22 protein-coding genes and 1 pseudogene are annotated in these 19,809 nt (G+C 44.3%); 12 read left to right on the top strand and 11 right to left on the bottom strand.

The annotated features are described in order from the left end of the window. Window positions 1-17 precede the first annotated feature (17 nt). Window positions 18-161 carry a hypothetical protein gene (locus Q3W56_RS14285; RefSeq protein WP_302895945.1) on the bottom strand — a complete coding sequence of 48 codons (144 nt, stop codon included), beginning with the start codon at window positions 159-161 and terminating at the stop codon, window positions 18-20. 283 nt (window positions 162-444) lie between these two features. Here Q3W56_RS14285 and Q3W56_RS14280 point away from each other — a divergent pair, with 283 nt between their 5' ends. Together Q3W56_RS14280 and nhaC are read left to right on the top strand one after the other, a co-directional pair. Continuing rightward, on the top strand, window positions 445-945 hold the full coding sequence (locus Q3W56_RS14280) for a universal stress protein (protein WP_302895944.1): 501 nt from the start codon (window positions 445-447) through the stop codon (window positions 943-945). Window positions 946-1,072: 127 nt separating this feature from the next. Then, complete coding sequence (nhaC, locus tag Q3W56_RS14275) at window positions 1,073-2,434, top strand: Na+/H+ antiporter NhaC (RefSeq protein ID WP_302895943.1); 1,362 nt, start codon at window positions 1,073-1,075, stop codon at window positions 2,432-2,434. 40 nt (window positions 2,435-2,474) lie between these two features. On the opposite strand, the gene dat is transcribed toward nhaC, so the two are convergent. After that, complete coding sequence (gene dat, locus Q3W56_RS14270) at window positions 2,475-3,323, bottom strand: D-amino-acid transaminase (protein ID WP_302895942.1); 849 nt, start codon at window positions 3,321-3,323, stop codon at window positions 2,475-2,477. Window positions 3,324-3,607: 284 nt separating this feature from the next. Here dat and Q3W56_RS14265 point away from each other — a divergent pair, with 284 nt between their 5' ends. Then, the gene (locus Q3W56_RS14265; RefSeq protein WP_019713800.1) at window positions 3,608-4,456 is read left to right on the top strand and encodes a polysaccharide deacetylase family protein; all 849 of its coding nucleotides are present in this window, start codon (window positions 3,608-3,610) and stop codon (window positions 4,454-4,456) included. A 29-nt stretch (window positions 4,457-4,485) separates the two neighbouring features. Here the strand turns inward: Q3W56_RS14265 and Q3W56_RS14260 are convergent, their stop codons facing one another. The 3 genes from Q3W56_RS14260 to Q3W56_RS14250 all read right to left on the bottom strand — a co-directional run bounded on the left by Q3W56_RS14260 (window position 4,486) and on the right by Q3W56_RS14250 (window position 6,676). Next, window positions 4,486-5,229 (bottom strand): NAD-dependent protein deacylase, encoded by a 744-nt coding sequence (locus Q3W56_RS14260; RefSeq protein WP_302895941.1) that lies wholly within the window; start codon window positions 5,227-5,229, stop codon window positions 4,486-4,488. A gap of 73 nt (window positions 5,230-5,302) precedes the next feature. Next, window positions 5,303-6,418 carry a small-conductance mechanosensitive channel protein MscY gene (gene mscY / locus Q3W56_RS14255; protein WP_302895940.1) on the bottom strand — a complete coding sequence of 372 codons (1,116 nt, stop codon included), beginning with the start codon at window positions 6,416-6,418 and terminating at the stop codon, window positions 5,303-5,305. A gap of 150 nt (window positions 6,419-6,568) precedes the next feature. Further along, entirely contained in the window at window positions 6,569-6,676 is a 108-nt protein-coding gene (locus Q3W56_RS14250; RefSeq protein ID WP_003224203.1) for a YhdX family protein, read from the bottom strand. 231 nt (window positions 6,677-6,907) lie between these two features. On the opposite strand from Q3W56_RS14250, the gene Q3W56_RS14245 reads away from it, so the two are divergent. Genes Q3W56_RS14245 through crcB form a run of 3 tightly spaced genes read left to right on the top strand, consistent with a single transcriptional unit; the run spans window position 6,908 to window position 8,374 of the window. After that, on the top strand, window positions 6,908-7,639 hold the full coding sequence (locus tag Q3W56_RS14245; RefSeq protein WP_302895939.1) for a glycerophosphodiester phosphodiesterase: 732 nt from the start codon (window positions 6,908-6,910) through the stop codon (window positions 7,637-7,639). Next, on the top strand, window positions 7,626-8,021 hold the full coding sequence (locus tag Q3W56_RS14240) for a fluoride efflux transporter FluC (RefSeq protein WP_302895938.1): 396 nt from the start codon (window positions 7,626-7,628) through the stop codon (window positions 8,019-8,021). The genes Q3W56_RS14245 and Q3W56_RS14240 overlap by 14 nt, the downstream gene beginning before the upstream one ends. Beyond that, window positions 8,018-8,374: a fluoride efflux transporter CrcB gene (gene crcB / locus Q3W56_RS14235; protein ID WP_302895937.1), complete on the top strand. Its 357-nt coding sequence runs from the start codon at window positions 8,018-8,020 to the stop codon at window positions 8,372-8,374. The genes Q3W56_RS14240 and crcB overlap by 4 nt, the downstream gene beginning before the upstream one ends. A 13-nt stretch (window positions 8,375-8,387) precedes the next feature. Here the strand turns inward: crcB and Q3W56_RS14230 are convergent, their stop codons facing one another. Further along, the gene (locus Q3W56_RS14230; protein ID WP_268400277.1) at window positions 8,388-9,773 is read right to left on the bottom strand and encodes a hemolysin family protein; all 1,386 of its coding nucleotides are present in this window, start codon (window positions 9,771-9,773) and stop codon (window positions 8,388-8,390) included. 292 nt (window positions 9,774-10,065) lie between these two features. Then, window positions 10,066-11,243, bottom strand: a pseudogene (locus tag Q3W56_RS14225) (pyridoxal phosphate-dependent aminotransferase). Window positions 11,244-11,398: 155 nt separating this feature from the next. Here Q3W56_RS14225 and cueR point away from each other — a divergent pair. The 3 genes from cueR (at window position 11,399) to Q3W56_RS14210 (ending at window position 14,285) form a co-directional block, all read left to right on the top strand. After that, a complete protein-coding gene (cueR, locus tag Q3W56_RS14220) occupies window positions 11,399-11,830 on the top strand; it encodes a Cu(I)-responsive transcriptional regulator (protein ID WP_302895958.1) in 432 nt (143 codons plus the stop codon). Window positions 11,831-11,890: 60 nt separating this feature from the next. Continuing rightward, window positions 11,891-13,225 (top strand): hemolysin family protein, encoded by a 1,335-nt coding sequence (locus Q3W56_RS14215; RefSeq protein WP_268400279.1) that lies wholly within the window; start codon window positions 11,891-11,893, stop codon window positions 13,223-13,225. Between the two features lie 160 nt (window positions 13,226-13,385). Further along, a complete protein-coding gene (locus tag Q3W56_RS14210) occupies window positions 13,386-14,285 on the top strand; it encodes an NAD-dependent epimerase/dehydratase family protein (protein WP_302895936.1) in 900 nt (299 codons plus the stop codon). 19 nt (window positions 14,286-14,304) lie between these two features. Here Q3W56_RS14210 and Q3W56_RS14205 read toward each other — a convergent pair whose 3' ends face one another. The 3 genes from Q3W56_RS14205 to Q3W56_RS14195 form a co-directional block, all read right to left on the bottom strand. After that, window positions 14,305-15,432 (bottom strand): NAD(P)/FAD-dependent oxidoreductase, encoded by a 1,128-nt coding sequence (locus Q3W56_RS14205; protein ID WP_302895935.1) that lies wholly within the window; start codon window positions 15,430-15,432, stop codon window positions 14,305-14,307. Window positions 15,433-15,532: 100 nt separating this feature from the next. Continuing rightward, on the bottom strand, window positions 15,533-16,132 hold the full coding sequence (locus tag Q3W56_RS14200; protein ID WP_268400281.1) for a 1-acylglycerol-3-phosphate O-acyltransferase: 600 nt from the start codon (window positions 16,130-16,132) through the stop codon (window positions 15,533-15,535). Window positions 16,133-16,266: 134 nt separating this feature from the next. Next, window positions 16,267-17,262: an aldo/keto reductase gene (locus Q3W56_RS14195; RefSeq protein ID WP_302895934.1), complete on the bottom strand. Its 996-nt coding sequence runs from the start codon at window positions 17,260-17,262 to the stop codon at window positions 16,267-16,269. A 189-nt stretch (window positions 17,263-17,451) separates the two neighbouring features. Between Q3W56_RS14195 and sigM the strand changes: the two genes are divergently transcribed. Genes sigM through Q3W56_RS14180 form a run of 3 tightly spaced genes read left to right on the top strand, consistent with a single transcriptional unit; the run spans window position 17,452 to window position 19,287 of the window. Then, window positions 17,452-17,943 (top strand): RNA polymerase sigma factor SigM, encoded by a 492-nt coding sequence (gene sigM, locus Q3W56_RS14190; protein WP_003224177.1) that lies wholly within the window; start codon window positions 17,452-17,454, stop codon window positions 17,941-17,943. Continuing rightward, window positions 17,933-19,009 carry an anti-sigma factor gene (locus Q3W56_RS14185; RefSeq protein WP_302895933.1) on the top strand — a complete coding sequence of 359 codons (1,077 nt, stop codon included), beginning with the start codon at window positions 17,933-17,935 and terminating at the stop codon, window positions 19,007-19,009. Before sigM ends, Q3W56_RS14185 begins: the two co-directional genes overlap by 11 nt. Continuing rightward, complete coding sequence (locus Q3W56_RS14180; RefSeq protein WP_003224169.1) at window positions 18,997-19,287, top strand: anti-sigma-M factor; 291 nt, start codon at window positions 18,997-18,999, stop codon at window positions 19,285-19,287. Before Q3W56_RS14185 ends, Q3W56_RS14180 begins: the two co-directional genes overlap by 13 nt. A gap of 36 nt (window positions 19,288-19,323) precedes the next feature. Here the strand turns inward: Q3W56_RS14180 and Q3W56_RS14175 are convergent, their stop codons facing one another. Next, complete coding sequence (locus Q3W56_RS14175) at window positions 19,324-19,752, bottom strand: GNAT family N-acetyltransferase (protein ID WP_019713787.1); 429 nt, start codon at window positions 19,750-19,752, stop codon at window positions 19,324-19,326. Window positions 19,753-19,809 lie beyond the last annotated feature (57 nt).

The following is a 19,809-nucleotide window of genomic DNA, read 5'->3' as shown; positions in this document are numbered from 1 at the left end:
CCATCTCCTTTATCTCATCAGCCGCCTTCTATTTTTTCCTTGCTTCTTTTTTCGTTTAATTTGACATGAGCCGCACTCGCCTCTGTATTTGCCTTCACATCCCATACACCTGTCTTTCCTTCGATTTTGTATATAAAAAAGGCATGAAGCGTCAGCTCCATGCCTTTTTCACCAATATCATATGCACAGCGCTCTTCAGCGCGCAGCTAGACTTAAAAATACCGTTCAATCATACAGAACATAGGGTTTGCCGCGCCAATATGAAACTGTCTTGTATACACGCAAATCCCTTGGCATAGCAAACCCTCCTTCCATTCTGATTTCATCTTTTTTTCATCATATAAACAAAACCTTTTTTTGTCAATCGTTACTTGAATAGGAAAAGATTAATTGTACCCGAATCGGGTATTTGTATTGTAAGACGTTTTTGAAAGGGTGAGAATGATGTTTCATGCTGGACGTATCATCGTTGCGTTTGACGGAAGTGAAAATAGTAAGAAAGCGCTGCAGACAGCCATCGATCTTGCTAAAACTGTAAATGCTGCCATTACCGTCGCCCATTCACATGATATGAAAGACAATCAGACCATCATCGACCCGCCAAAGCCCGCAGCAGGGGCAAGCTACATTGGCGGAGGCATGACAAGTGTTCCTGATCCGCTAATATCAGATGTTGCACCACCTGAGCCAATGATCTATGAAGACCGTACGGAGGAAGTCATCGCCGAAGCCAGAATGATGCTGAATGACCAGCAGACAGATGGACATATTGATATATTAGAAGGCGATACGGCTGAATCAATTATCGAGTATGCAAACCGCATTTCTGCCGATATGATCGTAACCGGAAGCAGAGAACAAAACAGGCTGAAAAAGCTCATATTCGGAAGTGTAAGTGAAAAGCTATCAGCGAAATCGGATATACCCGTCCTGATTGTAAAGTGAGCATGCCCTGTGCTCACTTTTTTTAAATTCATAATTGTTAAAAAACATAGATTTTCGTTTTTTTTCTGTTATAATGCTTTCGTGCCCAAAAGCACAAAAGCATTAAAGATAAATATGGGGTGTTATTTTGGATTCTCAAAAAAAGCTGACGTTTCCGTTAGCCGTCAGTTTATTTATATTTATGTTAGGAATCATTATTTCTTGCTTATTCTTGCTTCATACAGAACCGCATATCCCGCTGTTTCTATGTGTTATCATGCTTTCAGCTGCCGGTTTATGGGCCGGTTTTTCCTGGAATTCATTGGAAAAAGGGATTACAGATGGGATCAAGAATGGTATACAGCCAATTATCGTTTTGGCGCTGATCGGCATCTTAATCGGCGCTTGGATGTACAGTGGCGCAATACCGTCCGTGACGGTTTATGTCCTGTCCTTTATTGAACCCAGCCATCTTCTTTTGACTGCTTTGTTTTCCTGCATGATCATCAGCACGCTTGTCGGCTCAAGCCTGACAACTGTGAGCACGATTGGGGTCGCGCTGATCGGCGTGGCGAGCGCGGCCGGCGTTCCGCTTGAATGGACGGCAGGCGCGGTCATTTGCGGCGCATGCTTTGGTGATAAAATGTCACCCATGTCGGACACCACCAATTTTGCCGCAGGCATAGGCGAAATACCAATCTTTGAACACATTCGCCATATGATGGGCACTACTATCCCGGCTTTGCTCATCACCGTCGTGCTGTTTTACTTTCTCGGATTATCTGTGTCAGCGGACAGTGCTTCAACCGATGATATTCAACATGTCATAACCGGAATCAAGGATGCCGCAAACGTAACGCCGTGGGCGCTTCTTTCACCGGTCTTAGTCGTTTTGCTGGCGGTTAAGCGTGTGCCCGTGATTCCCGTGCTGACTGCCGGAATTATTTCCTCGGGAATTTTGACTGCTATTTTTGTCTCTGACAGCAGCCTGCAGGGGTTTATGACAGCTTTGCAAAATGGCACGACGTTCGAAACTGACAATGAGGCCGCCGCTCAAATTATCAACAGAGGCGGACTTCAATCCATGATGGGCTCAGTCTCGCTCATTATGATTGCTTTTGCACTCGGCGGGCTGATGGAGAAAATCGGATTGATTTCCGCGCTATTGGAGGGTGTCATGAAAGGCATCCGCTCAAAAGGACAGCTGATTGCGGCAACTGTCTGCTCAAGCATCGGCATCAATTTGGCAACCGGCGAACAGTATCTCTCAATATTAATACCGGGACAATCATTTAAAGCCTTATACGACAAACAAAACATCGAGCGAAAATTTCTTTCCAGATCCTTAGAGGACGGCGGGACATTAATGAATCCGTTGATCCCTTGGGGAGTATGCGGTGCTTTTATGGCGAGCGCACTTGGTGTTCCCGTCATCGACTATATCCCGTTTACGTTCTTCCTCTATATATCGCCGATGATCTCAATTTTGGTTGGATTTATTAAAAAATAAAAGAGCTCCGCTTGCAAAGCCGGCTCTTTCTTATGTTTCATTATGAAATGCTTGCTGCCTGGTGAATGCTTTCTTGAAAAGCAGCCTGAAGCTGTTTTGTCACCGGTCCGGGCTCACCGCTTCCGACCGTTTCTCCATCTAGCGTCACGACTGGAATAATCTCTGCTGTCGTTGACGAAATAAAGATTTCTTCCGCCTGTCTCAGTTCTTCCTCACTGACAGGCTTCTCTTCAAGCTCGATCCCGTTCTTTTTCATAAGCCCTAAAATAGTCATCCGCGTAATTCCGTTGAGAATGAGCCGATTAGCCGGATGCGTTCGCACCTTCCCATTGATAACAGCATAAACGTTAGAGGATGTACCTTCCGTAACAGTGCCGTCTCTTAGTAAAATAGTTTCAAATGCTCCTGCTTCATAGGCTTTTTGCTTGGTCATAACATTATACAGTAAATTCAGACTTTTGATGTCACATCTCAGCCAGCGAAGATCCTCATCTGTAATGGCTGCCACTCCGTATGCCTGCTCTTGCTCCGGTTTTTTCACATGAAATGTGTAAGCAGTCGTCTGCGGCTTAAGTCCAGTTTCATACTGGTGTTTTCGCGGCGCCACACCTCTTGTTGTCTGAATGTATACCGCTCCCTCACTGACCGCATTCTCCTGTACAAGCTTTTGCAGGTCCCACTCTAAATCTTCTATACTGAACGGCAGTGAGATTCCAATTTCAGCCGCGCTTCTGAAAAAACGCTCTGCATGCTCGCGCAAGCCGAACAATACCCCTTTGTACACTCTGATAACCTCATAGATACCGTCACCAAACTGATAACCGCGATCTTCCAAATCAACCGAAGCTTCGCTGCGTTCGATCAGCTGGCCGTTGACTAAAACCTTCATAATAGCCCTCCCTTTCGAGATTTCCCTCATGGTTTCTCTTGCTGTCATTGTCACTTATTCTATCATATTGGACTAGCTGAAAAACAGAAAGATCCAAGAGATCTATAGCGGGAAGGAGTTTATTTTTTCCTTAAAATCTGACATTTCGACACACTTTCTATGTTCTTTCCAGTTTTATTCCTGTATACTTGACTGGTGATACATAGGTTGTAAACATATGGCATCTTCATAGCTGCCTGCTGTACAGCGGTATGTAGAGATTTTATGCCAATGGAGAGATTGTTATGCGACAAACAAGAGGAGATGCTTCTCCTTCTGCAGTTTCGCTTGCTTTTAAATTTGCAAGTTTAGCAGTTTTATGTGTGCTGCTTTTGCTTATGGTGATTCTAGGGTATTCCAACAGCTCATCGAAAGCAAAGGAAGTCACTGTTACCACAAACGGCCAGCTTCGCAATGAAAAGGAAAGCCTGAAACTGAAAAACGACTCCCCCGATCTGCTGATCAAACATCTGCAGACAAAACAGAACATGGGAGATAAGACGGTTTACTTAACCTTCGATGATGGCCCGTCAGCCTATACAAACCGATTGCTCGACGTACTAAAGCACGCTGATGTAAAAGCGACATTTTTTATGCTGTCACCGCGGATGAACGAATTCAAACAAGCGGTGAAAAGGGCACAAAAGGAAGGCCATACACTCGGTTTACACGGCGTCACCCATAATAACAAATTGTTCTATCAAACACCGACATCTCCGTTAAAAGAAATGCAGGAGGCGCGTGATACGCTGCAAGACATTACAGGATATAAAACCGATCTTGTCAGAACGCCATACGGGAGCAAGCCGTCACTGACAGCCTCACAAATCCGCAATCTTGAGAAAGAAGGTTTTGTGTACTGGGATTGGACAATTGACAGCATGGACTGGAAATACCGGAATTCAACATATGTGGCGGCGGTGTTACAGCAGCTTGAGAATATGGAACACAGCCATTCAAGCAGGCCGTATGTCATTCTCATGCATGATCTTCCCGCTACCGTAAACGCGCTCCCGGCATTAATCAATAAACTAAAAGAAAAAGGCTATTCCTTCGGAGTGTTAGAGGACACCATGGTTCCTGTTCATGAATAAAAAAGTGAGGCGCACGCATATGGGCGGCCTCATTTTTTTATGCCCAAACTTCGGGCAAACTTTCCAATTTTTTGATGGATGACCATGTCAAACAAGCTGTCGCAAGACGTTGGCTCGAGGTTAATGATGACTTTCTTCATGCCGGGAATCCGGCTTGCGTCCTCAGGCACAAATCTTGCCGGCGCAACTTCGAGAGACGTGCCGATAACCAATAAAAGATCTGCTTGATCCAGCTTTTCATAAAGGGTGTCAAAGTGCAAGACGGCATCGCCAAAGAGAACCACATCGGTTTTTAATACTGTTTTGCAACTGTCACCATCTTGTCCGGGCGCCGTGCACTCCGGCACCTCCCGCTCCAGCAAATGTGGTAGCTCATATCGGGCGCCGCATGCCGGGCAAGCTGCTGTCTGGATAGAGCCATGCAGTTCGTACACATGTCTGCTTCCGGCTTTTTTATGAAGACCGTCAATGTTTTGCGTAAAGATATCGACCTGCTTTCCTTGCTTCTCCAGCTCAGCTAAAAGCAAGTGCCCTTCATTCGGTTCAAAGCTGCCGCTCATTTTCATCTGGAACAATCTTTTGAATTTAGGCCAAAATAGACGCGGATGGCTTAAAAAGTAGTCAAGGCTCATCGCTTCCATTCTTGAGGCATCCTCTGTCCAAATGCCCCCGGCTGAACGAAAGTCGGGAATCCCTGATTCTGTGCTTATCCCCGCCCCGGTCAGCACGACAATTCGCTGCGATTCATTTAGAATATTTTTGAATGCTTCCAACTCAACACCGCCTTTTTTCTCTTATTTTACCACGAAAAAGACTCCGCCTCTGTCAGACGAAGTCCTTCCCCTTTTAAGCCCGTTCCTTTTCCTCCTTATTCAGATTGACTTGGAACGGATTGTTTTGGTGCTTTTGCTTTACATAAACCATTTGGCCGGGGTATGCAAACTCAACACCTTCTGCGGCGAGAATTTCAATAATTTTATAGTTGATATCCTCTCTAACATCAAGGTTTTCAGCCCAAACCGTTGTTTTTGTATAGAAGTTGAAAAATAGATTGTAGTAGCTATCGGCAAACGTATCAAAGTTGACCATGATCGTTTCATTATCAACGCCCTCATGTTCCAAGAGCATGGTTCTGAGAGAACGAATAGAGCGTTCAAGGTTTTTAATCGGCGTTGCGTAGGACACATGGATGGAAAACGTGATCTGGCGTTTGGTCATTCTCGTCCAGTTCGTGATCGCTTCCATCGCCAGCGTAGAGTTCGGCACCGTTACAAGCGCTCCCTGTGCTGTTCTGAATCTCGTGCTCCTGAAGGTAATATCTTCTACTGATCCGGTTACTGTCGACGTCTCCACCCAGTCACCGATCGTGAACGGCTTTTCAGTGATAATGATGATTCCGCCAAAGAAATTGCTGATGGTATCCTTCGCTGCTAGAGCAAAAGCCAATCCGCCAAGCCCAAGGCCCGCCACAAACCCATTGACGTCATAATTGAATTCCTGTGCGATCACGCTCACACTGAGCGCTATAATGACAAAACGGAGCAGCTTAGACAAAAACGGCGCCAGAATATCATCCATATCCAGCTCGAAGCGCTGATTCACTTTATGAAAAATAAAAGATGATGTAGCGGTCAAATTACAAAGCCCCCAGCACAACAGCGCCACAATCAGCGAGCGGTATATTTTGCTGATCAGCGGCATCTGTACATCTAAAAACGGTGAATAACGGATCGCTAAAAACAGCCCTAAGGCAACAAAAAACCATCTGGCAGGCTTATCGAATGCCACAACCACCTGTTTAAAAACTTCGGTTTTCGGTTTGTTTGTCATATTAAAAAGCAAATTAAAGAAATATCTTGTAAACAGTTTTCTCAGTATAAGAAACACCAGCAAAATCGCCAAGCTGATGCCGATTTGTATGATTTTATCAAGCGTGACATATTGCTGCAGATAATCTGGCATGACAGTCTCTCCTTCTATTTAAATCAAATGTTTATTATACTAAAAGATTCGTAAAAATGCGCTTCTAAATGTCTTTTTCCAGCACAAAACCCCGGCGGAGCGCCGGGGTCAATTCTCAATTCAGCTATCAGCCAGATTCAATAGGGACAGTCACTTACTTTTTTTCGTTTGTGTCTGATCAAGGAGAGTTGCTTTTTGCATTTCAGCATCCGTTTCGGCTTTAATTCTTTCCTCCACTCTGATTCTCCCTTTTCCCATGATCTCGCCTCCTTTTTTGCTATTATAAAGTAACAGAATGTTTTTTGAACATGTCGAAAGGCCTAATTTCCTGGCGAAATATGTTCTGATACGCTGAATGTCTTTTTAGTTATACGCAGTCCTCAGCCCGTACCATTCCGATATGACAGAAAAAATTCACCAGTTTGTATCGCCGCGCATATATGGATTTGATACAATAACAGAAATGCCCATACGAGGAGCTGACTTAGCTTGTACACCATTGCCCATCGCGGAGCATCAGGTTACGCTCCGGAAAATACATTTGCCGCATTTGACCTTGCGGCGGAAATGAATGCAGATATGATCGAACTGGATGTCCAGCTTACAAAAGACAGGCAGATTGTTGTAATACACGATGACAGGGTTGACCGAACAACAAACGGCTCGGGTTTTGTTAAGGATTTTACATTGGAGGAATTGCAGAAGCTCGATGCAGGAAGCTGGTACGGCCCCGCTTTTCAAGGAGAGCGTATTCCAACCTTGGAAGCGGTGCTCAAGCGCTATCATAAAAGAATCGGTCTTTTAATTGAATTAAAAGGCCATCCATCTCAAGTCGGTATTGAAGAAGAAGCGGGACAGCTGTTAGGGAAATTTTCTTTTTCTATTAATAATATTGTCCAATCCTTTCGATTCCGCTCCGTCCAGAGGTTCCGCGAGCTTTATCCATCGATTCCGACAGCAGTCATTACAAGGCCCAATTTTGGCATGCTGTCTAGAAATCAGCTGAAGGCCTGCCAATCTATCGCAAACTATGTCAATATCAAATACACACGACTCAACCGGCTGATGATCGCTTCCGCGCATAAAAACGGCTTAAAAGTATTTGCATGGACTGTCAAGAATCAAAGGACAGCAGCAAAATTACAAGCCATGGGCGTGGACGGCATCGTAACAGACTACCCGGATTTCATCATAAAGGATGGAAAACATGAAAATATATAGCGCAGTTTTTATCGGAGGCGCGCTTGGCGCCTGCCTCCGATACGAATTAAGTATGTGGATACACACCGATCAATTCCCGGCAGCAACCTGGCTGGAAAACGCGGCAGGCAGCCTTTTATTAGGCATTCTGACCGGCTTTTTTATGACCAGGGCAGAACGGCCTTTGCTGTCGGCTTTTTTAGGAACCGGCTTTTGCGGAGGCTTTACGACAATGTCTACGTTTTCTAAAGAAACGGTGATGCTATTGCAAGCACAATCCTCACTGGCTGTTTTGTATATGGCAGTTTCACTGATATCGGGAATCGTTCTTGCGCTGATTGGCGTTCTGGCGGGACGGCGCATAGCAGGCATTCAGTTAAGAAAGGGGCTGCAGGAAAGATGACACTAGCTGGTATCTTCATAGCCGGCGGTCTTGGCGCGATGCTGCGCTTCTGGGTCGGCAATGTCATAACATCCAAAGCCAAAGGTCTCAGCCTTCCCATCAGCATAATAACAATCAATATTCTCGGAGCTCTCGGGCTTGGACTATTGACTGGGCACCATATTACAAATGCATCTGCCTCCCTCATCATCGGCACGGGTTTTTTTGGCGCCTTTACGACTTTTTCCACTTTCAGTGTTGAAAGTGTTCAGCTCCTGCTGTCCAAACGCGTAATGGAAAGCATGTTGTACATCGCCCTGACGCTTTGCGGGTCGCTTTTGGCATTTTGGTGCGGCTGGACAATTACAACGTAAAAAAACCTTGAGCTTATTTCTCGCTCAAGGTTGCACTGTTCATCATCACAGGCTCGGGCATTGGCAGCGTGTGGTGCGCTGTCATCCCGGTTGTGTTGCCAACTTCTTCTTTTATATCGATTTGTTTGATTAATCGGCCGTCCATCTTCAGTACCTTTATCGTATATGAACCGATACGGATGGACTCACCAGCCTCAATATCGATATTTTCTTTTAGTATCAGTCCGCCAATCGTATCGACGTCCTCTTCAATAGACGCGCCAAGAAGGCTGTTCACCTGATCGATCCGAACCTTTCCATCCATCACATAATGGCGGTCGCCAAGCTTTTGGATCAGCGGCTGTTCATCTTCGTCAAATTCATCTCTGATCTCGCCGACAATTTCCTCAAGAATATCCTCTGTCGTCACAAGTCCCGAGGTTCCTCCGTATTCATCAGACAATATGGCCATATGAATACGTTCACGCTGCATTTTAATCAGCAAGTCATGAACCGGGATGGTTTCAATCACTTCGATTACGGGCCGTACATACGGATGGATCGTCATCTTCATTCGTTCCTCTTCTGTCATAAACAGCAAATCGGAAAACAAATGCTTCGTATTAACCAAACCGATGACACTGTCTTTGTCCCCGTCTGTGACAGGCCAGCGCGTGTATTTTTCCTTCAGCATGACTTCAAGCATCTCGGCCATTGTCATCTCTGTTGACACAGCGGCCATTTCCTTCCGCGGTATCATAATTTCTCTGGCGATCCGATTATCAAATTCGAAAATTTTATTCACATATTTATATTCAGACGGATTAATCTCTCCGTTTTTTAAACTCTCAGATAATAGCATTCTGAGTTCTTCCTCAGAATGGGACCCGTCATGTTCTGACGCAGGCTTTAAACCGAACATGCCGCATAAAAGCCGCGCTGATCCATTGAGGATCCAAATAAACGGAAACAGGAGCAAATAGAATAAACGCAATGGACCCGCTATCAGCAAGGTCAGCTGCTCTGCCTTTTGAATCGCGACCGTTTTCGGGGCCAGTTCGCCCACAACAACGTGCAGGAACGTGATCAAGGCGTACGCGACCGCAAATGAGATCGCATGAGAAACCGATTCCGGCAGATCGAGCGGTTCAAACAATGGATGCAGCAGCCGTTCAAATGCCGGCTCCCCCAGCACGCCGAGTCCGATTGATGTCAATGTAATGCCCAGCTGGGATGCGGATAAATATTCATCCAAATCTGTAATGACACGCTTTGCGAGTATCGCCCGTTTGTTTCCTTCCGTTATAAGCTGATCAATTCTGGATCTCCTTACTCTAACAATCGCAAACTCGCTCGCAACGAAAAACGCGGTTAAAGCAATGAGCACGCCAATTAAAATCAGACTGTCAATATCGTCCATTTAACCTTATCCCCCCTCGTGGAAAGGATAAGGAGTCACCTCCTGATATAATCATTTTTCCTTAACATTGAGGTACGCGGTGTATTGTTGCCTAAGCAGAGGGCCCCATCATACCACCTCCAAGTCAAAGTTTGATTATAATTTGTATATTTTATTGTAACACAACTCATTCCAAAAATGATTTTTAATTTTTAGACTTTTGCCAGTTGCCTGTTTGAATTGGAAGAGGGAGGATTTTGAGAATATAAAAAAGATAACAGCATGTAAAGCCGTTTTCTTTTTCTTTACTATCCTAAGCAAAATCTCTATATAAGGATATGAAAATATCCCGTGAGTTTTTAATCTGCTCGATCGGCACACTAAAGGATAAACGGAAGTGCCCTTTCATTCCAAAACCGCTGCTCGGCACGATTAATAGTTTGTATTTTTGGGCGGCATGCACGCAAAATGCGGCTTCATCTTCAATTGGCGATTTCGGAAAAACGAAGAAGCCGCCCTTCGGCATCTCAAATTCAAAACCGGCTTCCTTTAAAATGTCGACCATTAAATCCCTGCGCTCTTTATAAGCGCTCGCGTCTACTCTTAAATCTTCCATTCTTGCCACAGCCCGCTGCGCCATGACAGGGGCATTCACATATCCAAGCGTTCGATTACAGTACACAAAGCGTTGATCAAAAGGCCTGCATCCGGCATCTTGCTATCCAATCCGATATACCCGAGCCGCTCTCCGGCTATGCCGAGATCCTTACTGAATGAGCTCGCCAAAATCACACGATGATATGATTGAAACGGATTTGCCAGCTCTTCATCATAAATGAATTGACTGTACGGTTCATCAAACAGCACATAAATTGTCTGGCCGTTCTTCTCTTCTATTTCTTTTAATATAGCGCCTAAATCATCTATATTTTTCTGGCTGAGAACGGTACCTGCCGGGTTATGTGGTGTATTGAGAATCAGCCCTTTCGTCTTTGGCGTGATCGATTTTACCACATCAATATCAATTTCGAACCGGGAGGTCAACGGGCAGCTGACAGCCTTTGCTCCGTAGTTCTCAATATACAATTTATACTCGGCAAAATAAGGTGCGAGAATAATGACCTCTTCTCCCGGGTTTACGATACTTTTTAACGCGACATTTAATGCGCCGCCCGCACCCACCGTCATGACGACGCGTTCTGCCGAGAACTTTGCTTCAAAACGGGACGCCAGAAATTGGGCAACTTTTTCTCGCGCTGCCGCAAGCCCTTGGTTTTGTATGTATCCGTGATTGCCTTTTTCAGCTTCCTCTATTAACGCTCTCTTAAAAGCTTCTGGCGGTTCAACAATCGGATTGCCGAGTGAAAAATCAAATACCTGATCATCTCCGAACTCTTTCTTCAGCCTTGCGCCTTCATCAAACAGCTTGCGAATCCATGAGCCTTTATTTAAGTTTTCTTCAATTTCCCGGGATAATCCAGCCAATTTCATCTGTCCCTACCGTCTATAAAAGTTTGAAAATTCTATCTTTATATGTTACTTCAATCAGGTGATGAATTCCACACTTCCAGTTTCCGCCTGAGAAAAACAATAAACTTGTGCAAGACACCGTTCATATATTAAACTATTCTCATAACTATAACGTGATGGTTGGGAGGGATATAGATGGGGCTGAGACTTATCGTATCAGTGAACTAGCGGCACTTGCCGGAGTAACGAAACGAACAGTTGATTATTATACGAATATTGGTCTGCTTACGCCGGCCAGATCCTGTTCAAATTACCGTTACTACGACGAAAATGCACTCAAACGGCTTATATTTATTGTAGATTGTAAGAAGCAGCGATTGGCCCTGTCCGATATTAAAGATCGACTGGAGAACCAGTTTCCCTCTTCAGCTAAACTTGATGATGAAATTGGAAACCTGGCATTAGAAATTGATCATATGAATCAAAACATCTCCGGCATCTTGAATCGGTTCGAGCGGCTGAAGCCTGAGGATCGTGACAAGCTGAAAAGCAAGCTCACTCCCGAAAAGCTCGCCGTGCTCCAATCATTTATGCTGCTGTTAAGTTAAAACCATTTTATCTAACAGGAGGTGTTACCTTCATTCTCAATGCTAGAGTGAAGGTTCTAATTGGACATAGTGAATTTGATTTTAGTTGCTGTTTTAATCGCCCTGACGGCATTTTTCGTTGCATCTGAGTTTGCCATTATCAGAATCAGAGGCTCACGGATTGATCAGCTGATCGCGGAAGGAAATAAAGCAGCAATAGCCGCAAAAAAAGTGACCACGCATCTTGATGAATATTTATCTGCGTGTCAACTCGGAATTACATTGACCTCCATCGGATTAGGGGTTTTAGGTGAATCAACGATTGAAAGGCTGCTTCACCCGCTTTTCGTACAATTGAACGTTCCTGGTTCCCTTTCACATGTCATATCGTTTATTTTTGCGTATGCCATTATCACGTTCCTGCACGTTGTTGTCGGAGAACTTGCACCTAAAACAGTCGCTATCCAAAAGGCGGAAGCAGTGTCTATGCTGTTTGCGAAACCGCTGATTTGGTTTTACCGCATTATGTTCCCGTTCATTTGGCTTTTGAACAATTCCGCACGGTTATTGACAAAAGCATTTGGCCTGGAGACCGTTTCAGAAAACGAACTCGCTCACTCTGAAGAAGAGCTGCGAATCATTCTGTCTGAAAGCTATAAAAGCGGTGAAATTAACCAGTCAGAGTTTAAATATGTGAATAAAATCTTTGAATTTGACGACAGGCTCGCGAAAGAAATTATGATTCCGCGGACCGAAATTGTCAGCCTTCCACATGATATCAAGATTTCTGAAATGATGGACATCATTCAGATTGAAAAATATACCCGTTACCCTGTAGAAGAGGGCGATAAGGATAACATCATCGGGGTTATTAATATTAAAGAAGTGCTGACCGCCTGCATCAGCGGCGAGGTATCTGTTGATTCCACCATTTCTCAATTCGTCAACCCGATCATTCACGTCATTGAATCTGCGCCGATCCAAGATCTGCTTGTCAAAATGCAAAAAGACAGGGTTCACATGGCTATCCTGTCTGATGAATATGGCGGGACTGCCGGACTCGTGACGGTTGAAGATATTATCGAAGAAATCGTTGGCGAAATCCGCGATGAATTTGATATTGATGAAATTAACGAGATCCGCAAAATCGGTGAAGGCCATTATATTCTTGACGGAAAAGTGTTGATCGACCAAGTAAACGACCTGCTCGGCATCCAGTTAGAGAACGAAGAAGTCGATACAATCGGCGGCTGGTTCCTTACCCAAAAATACGATGTTGAAAAAGGTGACTCGATCATCGAAGAAGGCTGCGAATTTATCATCAACGAAATTGACGGTCACCATGTCGCTTATATTGAAGTCAAAAAACTTGCGGCAGAAGAGCTTATCGAAGCTGGAGAATCGAAAGAAGCATAATGTGAAAAGACACCTTTTATTAGGGTGTCTTTTTTTATTATGTTTTGTTTTAACCTCCCCAATCTGCTCCTATGAAAACTGTTGCTAATAAAACGCTAATCCTCGGGAAGCCTAATTATGGGGTTCGATCTCATTTAAGACAAGAAAAAGGAGTGAAAACATGAAAGTAGTGGTAACTGGGGCAGCAGGCAAAATAGGACGTTGGGCCGTAAGAACAATATTGGAGGCCGGCCACGATGTGACAGCGTCAGATCGGTTATTAAGAGAAGAATCAGCATCGAAAAAATTTATTCAAGCTGATTTGCGGGATTATGGCCAGGTATGCCAGCTTATTATGGGCTGTGATGCTGTAGTCCACCTCGGGAATATCCCGACCGACGTCAGGAATACCTCCCAAGCGATATTTGAAAATAATATGCTCGTCAATTTTAATGTCCTGGAAGCCTGTAAAGATTTTAAAATCCCTAAGCTGGTATGGGCTTCAAGTGAAACAGTGCTGGGATATCCGTTTGACCCGAAAGAGCTCAGCTACCTTCCTGTAGACGAGGAGCACCCGACGATCGTAAAATCTTCGTATGCCATGGCAAAACGGCTGACTGAAATTCTCTCAGATATGTATTCAAAGCTTACCAAAACACAAATCGTCACACTCCGTTTTGCGAATATTTATGAGCCTGATGAATACGAAAAAATCCCTGGCATGCACTGGAACGAACAGCAAAAAGAGATACAAAAGAAAAATGCATGGGCGTATTGCGATGTAAGAGATGCGGCACACGCTTGCCTCCTTGCAGTCGAAAAAAATAATCTCGGGAACGATGTCTTCCATATTACTGCGCCGGACACCATCATGAAAGAACCGAGTGAAGATTTAGTTAAGCGGTTTTTCCCGGATGTCTCTTTAAAAAGAGATATAAAAGGATATGAAACGCTGATGGCAATCGATAAAGCGAAAAAGATCCTTGGTTATGAACCGCGTTATACATGGCGTTCTGTATTAAACAATGACGGCTCACTCAAAGCACTGCCAGAAGATCAGCTTTCATTATCCAAAATATAAAACAAAAAGCAGCCGATGTTCAATGAACGTCTGCTGCTTTTTTTATATCATACTCTTCTAAATTGATGTCTACATCCATTTTGAGAGCCAGCTTTGCCAGCTGCAGCCCCATATAGGGCCCCATTGTCAAACCTGACGATCCTAGGCCATTTGCTGCTATAATCCCGTCCCAGCCGGGAAGAGGTCCGATCACCGGCACATCACCTGGTGTAAAGGGGCGTAAACCGACTCTTGCCTCTTGAAAGGTGCTGTTTGCTAAACCAGGGGCCATTTCTAAACCTTTGTTCAACAATTCCTGCAACCCGCCTGCCGTTATCCGTACATCATGTCCATCTATGTCATCTTCACGAGTCGCTCCAATGGCTATTCTCTTATCAGCATAAGCTAACAGATATTCCTTAGAAGGCGGCATTACAGCCGGCCAGCTGTCCATATCTTTTGCGGCCGGAACCTGTACATATACGATTTGCGCTTTTTGCGCGCTTACTTTGAAGCGAATGCCTAAAGGTTCCAGCAATTGGCCTGCCCATACACCTGCACAAACAATCACCTCATCAGCAGCATAACATTCATTATTCACGGTTACTCCTGTCACTCGTTTCGAATGATAGTGAAGCTTGGCATCGCCTGTTAAAAAAACGGCGCCCATCCTTTGAGCAGAACGCACCAATGCATCTCTCAGCACTTCCCCATCCACTCGGGTAGCTCCGCTTATATGAATGGAATGGTACCGTTTAGCCAGCAGCGGAAACATGCCAGCAGTTTTTATTTCAGAGAGAAAGGAAATCTCACCGATTTCCGGGGCACCTTGTTTACGTTCCTGCACCCGTTTTTCAATTTTCTCGATCTTTTCTTTCTCGTGATGAATACTAAGAGCACCAACAGGAGCATAACCCGTTTCTTTCACGCCTGTTTTTCTAAGCTCTTCTATGAAACTCGGGTAAAAGTGTGCTCCTGCCTTTGCCATTCTGTACCACGCCTGATTTTGCCTCGGTGACAGCCATGGACAAATAATGCCTTTCGCCGCATGGGTGGCCTGTCCCTTATCTTTCCGATCTATCACAAGAACCTCAGCCCCCATTTTGGCTAACTGATATGCAGTTGACGCTCCCAGAATTCCAGCTCCTACTACGATGATTTTTTTCATTTTCCGTAACCTTTCCCAACAGTCATTCCTCAATTAGTATAGCTAATTGCTTAGGAACTTATAAACAATCGGGAAATTAGTGAGAAGAAGCACTGATGGTTTATAGCTGCTCAAGCTTCTTTTCGAGTTCTTTAATACTTTTATTCAAAGCCTCTGTCATAGCTGCAAGTCTTTCCTTTGACGGCAGGTGTGCAAAATCAGCCTGCTGAAGAGGCTCACCGATAATAAGCTTCATTTTCCCTTTTTTAAACAATTCCTTTCCGCTTGATGGCCCTTTATAAGCAGCAGGAACAAGCGGCGCTTTCCCCATTTGCGCAATCGTCACCGCACCTCTTTTCAAAGGCACGTCCTCAGAGGTTCTTGTTCCGCTTGGAAAGATACCGACGATCTCTCCTTCTTTCAGCAGCTTAATCGGTGTTTTAATACTGCTAGGCCCGGGATTTTCCCGATCTACCGGAAAGGCATGAATTTTCTGCAGAAATGAACCGATCCATTTATTTTGAAAAAGCTCTTTTTTCGCCATGTAGTGTATTTGATAAGGAAGAATCCCGACTCCGAGTGTGATCACATCAACCCAGCCGGAGTGTGTACACGCGATGACAAAACCTGAATCGGCCGGAAGGTTTTCTTTGTTATACACCTTCACTCCTCCGCGAAGAGAAAGAATAACTTTTAAAGCATTTGCACAAAACTTATACATATCGCACTTCCTTTGTCGTAATCAATGATTCTTACTGTTACTTATTATAACAACATTTTTTATTACCTGGTACTAATTTTTATGATTTCTCCGGTTAAAACGCTAAAAAGCTGAGGATTCACCCTCAGCTTTTGTTATATTTCCTCCCTTGTCGGCGGTGCCATAAACTCCGGCCCGACCGGGTCTGATATCGTATTTTTTAAAATGGTATTAATGTCTTTATGATCTTCACTGCTCAGCGTCCAATCAGTTATTTCTGATACCGCCTCAACCTGCCCAGGCTTTCTTGCTCCCCAAAGAGCGATATCCGCTCCCGGCTGATCTAAGATCCATCTGACGGCCAAGTGAATCACTGATTTTCCATAACGTGTCTTCGCCAGCTTATCCAATTGTTTGACAGCGGAAAGGTACTCTTTAAAGCGGGGCTTCTGGAATTTTGGATCGTGATTTCTCAAATCGTCGCCTTCAAATGGATACTCTTCGGTCATTTTTCCTGTTAACAGCCCTCTGCATAAACTGCCGTATAATAACGTTGTGATCTGTTTGTCCTTTGCATACGGAAGAATATTCTCTTCGATGTCTCTTTCAAACAGATTATATGGAGGCTGTATTGAATGAAGCGGTGCAGCGGCGCGAAATGTATCCATTTGCTCAACTGAAAAATTGCTGACGCCAATCGCCCGGATTTTCCCCGCATTATATAATTCCTTCATGACTTCCGCCGTTTCTTCAATCGGCACAAGCGGATCAGGCCAATGCACCTGATAAAGATCAATATAATCCGTTTGAAGCCGTTTCAAAGAAGCCTCAACTTCCTCTATAATTCTCGCTCTGTTCGCGTGGCGGAACAGCTGGTTGTTCTTCCAGTCCAGAGCCGTTTTCGTGGCGAGAATCACCTGATCTCTTTTGCCGAGCTCTTTAATCGCCTTGCCGACGATTTCCTCGGACTGCCCGAAGCCATAAGCCGGCGCAGTGTCAATCAATGTGATCCCCTGATCAAGAGCGGCGCGGATTGTTTTGATGGATGTTTTTTCGTCAGTGCCTCCCCACATCGTTCCGCCAATCGCCCATGTACCGAGGCCGATTCTGGAGGCTTTGATTCCTGTATCTGCAATACTGGTATATTCCATTTTGCCACTCCTTCACTTTTTCACTATTTTTCCCCGCTGGCAAAAATGTTAAACATTTCTCGGTACTATCTTTTGCGTGTATTTTTAGTTACTATATAGGAATGGTGTTTGATAAAAAAAGCCGTTTGCACGTAATGTGCAACTTTAAACCTTTCTTATGCGTGTATAAGATAGAGGGGAGAAAAGGCAGTGACGATCGATGAAATTTACCAAATGTACATGAATGATGTTTACAGGTTCCTGCTCTCCATGACTAAAGACAAGCATCTTGCCGAAGACTTGCTGCAGGAAACCTTTATGCGGGCATACATACACATTCACTCCTATGATCACAGCAAAGTAAAGCCCTGGCTTTTTCAAGTAGCGCGAAACGCCTTCATTGATTACGTCAGAAAGCATAAGAAAGAAGTAACCATTTCTGATGACTTGATCGGAAGCCTCTTTCAGAATGCTGTTCAGAGCCCTGCCCATCAGGTAGAGATAAAGGAAGTGCTGACTGGTTATATGTCCGAGCTCCCCGATAATTATCGGGAGGCCTTAACGCTATATTATTTAAAAGAGTTAAATTACAAAGAAGCATCCCATATTATGAATATTTCAGAGGCGAATTTTAAAAGTGTTTTATTTCGCGCCAGACAGCGGCTGAAAGCACTTTATAATAGAGGTGTTAATGATGAATGAAGAATTTAAAAAGCGTTTTGATCAATATAAAAATGGGGAAATGAGCGATCAGGAAATGACCGCTTTTGAGGAAGAACTTGAGAAGCTAGAGGTGTATCAGGAACTGATTGACAGCGAGCTGGAGGACGATAACGATTGGGATGTCAGCATCAGTCCTGAAAAACAAAAAGCGATTTTAGCTTACGGCAAACGCAAGTCTTATTTGCGAATTTCTGTACTTGCCGTCATTTCGACATTGATGATTTTGCCGCTTTGTACGCTGGGAAGCTACCTCTATTATGGAATGGGAGGAAAACACAGCACCGGCAATGAGTTTATGGAAACGGCCGCAGTCACTGTAGCCCTGACCATGCCGAATGTTCTTGTCGATACATCAGGACTGAAAAGCCAAGTGAAGCTGTTTGGCATGAATACAGAATTCCCGCTGCAAAAGCAGATCGGCACGAAGACAGCTGCCGTAGGGAATGAACGGGTTGAAATGTTTTATGATAAAGTGAAAGCGCCGGCCGTTAACTACTATAACTTAGAAGTGAATAAAACCGGCCTTTACTTTACACACCCATCAAATGCGTCGGAACAAACAACCGCTAAAGCAGAAAAAACGTTAAAGACATTACCTGAAGGAACGGTTTCCGAGGTCTATCTTTCATATGACCGTGCATACCCGACAAAAGAAGTGTATAACAAGTTCAAAGGCTATGATGTGAGCTTTTTGTGGAATGCAATTGAAACAGAGAGAAATACAAATGAGACAGTGTACACAGAACCTCTTGGCTATCCCGGGAAGGATTCAAAGTTCTTGGCTGCACTTAATACAAAAGGCAAGTCAAATGGCGATCAGTTTATCAATGCCTTGAAATTCATGTCCAAGCACGAAAAGTGGGCGCAGGTCATTTCAAAACGAAAAGACTTGAATGTGAATAACCGATTGGATTATGTCGAAAAAAACGGTGTCAATGTATACGGTTCGGTCGTTACAGGACCAACCAAGGAAATCCAGCGCATGCTGAAAAACAAATCTGTAAAATCAGCGAATGTCGGTGAGGTGGAATTATGGAACTGGTAAGAATTTTCAAAGAACACAATGTATTCGGCTGGATCTCTGTCGGAACAGCGGTTCTGTCCCTGCTCCTGCTCAATTTGGCGATTATCAGCAATGTCACATTTTATTCCTATCAAATGCTTCCGTTCGCCATGGCTGCCGTTCCGTTTGGCGTTATTGAACTCTTTATCAAGAGAGGACGCACAGGCCCCGGCCTGCTCGGCGTCATCCTGAATCTCTTTGTAATCATTTGTGTGTATACCATTGTATCTGTAGATACCAATTTACAGTTTGGCTTTTAAAAAAAGACAAGACGCCTCTTCAGGCGTCTTTTTTAATTACACCTGCTTTCGAAACAGGTAGCTTTCTATAGAAAAACCCATTTTGTCTGTATAAAATCGGTGTGCGTCCTTACGCTGAAGCCCAGATGAAAGACTGATAAAGCCAAATCCGGCTTTCCTCGCCCAGTCTGCCGTATAATCTAAAAGCATTTTGCCGTATCCCTTTGATCGGCAAGGCGCGGTTGTCACAAGATCCGCAATCCATAAGTGCTCCCCTTTATGAATGGATACTCTCGGCAGCGCGCCGCACAGCGCTCTGATTGCTGTATCCTCATATAAGGCAAACAGCATATACGATTCTTTCTGTACACAGGCTTCAAGCCTGTGTAAATACGTCTCTTCATCCAGTTCTGTTCTCAATTCACTCATTACCGGATACGACTCGGCCCATTCTTCTTTTGTGGTTAGTTGTTTCATATAAATCATCTTCTCAATCCCCTTTCCTTTCGTTACAATGATCATAGCGAATAAATGGCATTTGCC

This window comes from Bacillus sp. C28GYM-DRY-1 (assembly GCF_030519405.1).
GTDB classification, from domain to species: Bacteria; Bacillota; Bacilli; order Bacillales; family Bacillaceae; genus Bacillus; species Bacillus spizizenii_A.
Note: the sequence above shows the minus strand (reverse complement) of the source record. Positions and strands in the feature narration are given on the sequence as shown.

Bases quoted from the DNA above. Each gene is read 5' to 3' on its own strand.
- Q3W56_RS14285 (WP_302895945.1), bottom strand. From the start codon at position 161: ATGGAGCTGACGCTTCATGCCTTTTTTATATACAAAATCGAAGGAAAG.
- Q3W56_RS14280 (WP_302895944.1), top strand. From the start codon at position 445: ATGTTTCATGCTGGACGTATCATCGTTGCGTTTGACGGAAGTGAAAAT.
- dat (WP_302895942.1), bottom strand. From the start codon at position 3,323: ATGAAGGTTTTAGTCAACGGCCAGCTGATCGAACGCAGCGAAGCTTCG.
- Q3W56_RS14265 (WP_019713800.1), top strand. From the start codon at position 3,608: ATGCGACAAACAAGAGGAGATGCTTCTCCTTCTGCAGTTTCGCTTGCT.
- mscY (WP_302895940.1), bottom strand. From the start codon at position 6,418: ATGCCAGATTATCTGCAGCAATATGTCACGCTTGATAAAATCATACAA.
- Q3W56_RS14250 (WP_003224203.1), bottom strand. From the start codon at position 6,676: ATGGGAAAAGGGAGAATCAGAGTGGAGGAAAGAATTAAAGCCGAAACG.
- Q3W56_RS14240 (WP_302895938.1), top strand. From the start codon at position 7,626: ATGAAAATATATAGCGCAGTTTTTATCGGAGGCGCGCTTGGCGCCTGC.
- crcB (WP_302895937.1), top strand. From the start codon at position 8,018: ATGACACTAGCTGGTATCTTCATAGCCGGCGGTCTTGGCGCGATGCTG.
- Q3W56_RS14230 (WP_268400277.1), bottom strand. From the start codon at position 9,773: ATGGACGATATTGACAGTCTGATTTTAATTGGCGTGCTCATTGCTTTA.
- cueR (WP_302895958.1), top strand. From the start codon at position 11,399: ATGGTTGGGAGGGATATAGATGGGGCTGAGACTTATCGTATCAGTGAA.
- Q3W56_RS14210 (WP_302895936.1), top strand. From the start codon at position 13,386: ATGAAAGTAGTGGTAACTGGGGCAGCAGGCAAAATAGGACGTTGGGCC.
- Q3W56_RS14205 (WP_302895935.1), bottom strand. From the start codon at position 15,432: ATGAAAAAAATCATCGTAGTAGGAGCTGGAATTCTGGGAGCGTCAACT.
- Q3W56_RS14200 (WP_268400281.1), bottom strand. From the start codon at position 16,132: ATGTATAAGTTTTGTGCAAATGCTTTAAAAGTTATTCTTTCTCTTCGC.
- Q3W56_RS14195 (WP_302895934.1), bottom strand. From the start codon at position 17,262: ATGGAATATACCAGTATTGCAGATACAGGAATCAAAGCCTCCAGAATC.
- Q3W56_RS14185 (WP_302895933.1), top strand. From the start codon at position 17,933: ATGATGAATGAAGAATTTAAAAAGCGTTTTGATCAATATAAAAATGGG.
- Q3W56_RS14180 (WP_003224169.1), top strand. From the start codon at position 18,997: ATGGAACTGGTAAGAATTTTCAAAGAACACAATGTATTCGGCTGGATC.
- Q3W56_RS14175 (WP_019713787.1), bottom strand. From the start codon at position 19,752: ATGATTTATATGAAACAACTAACCACAAAAGAAGAATGGGCCGAGTCG.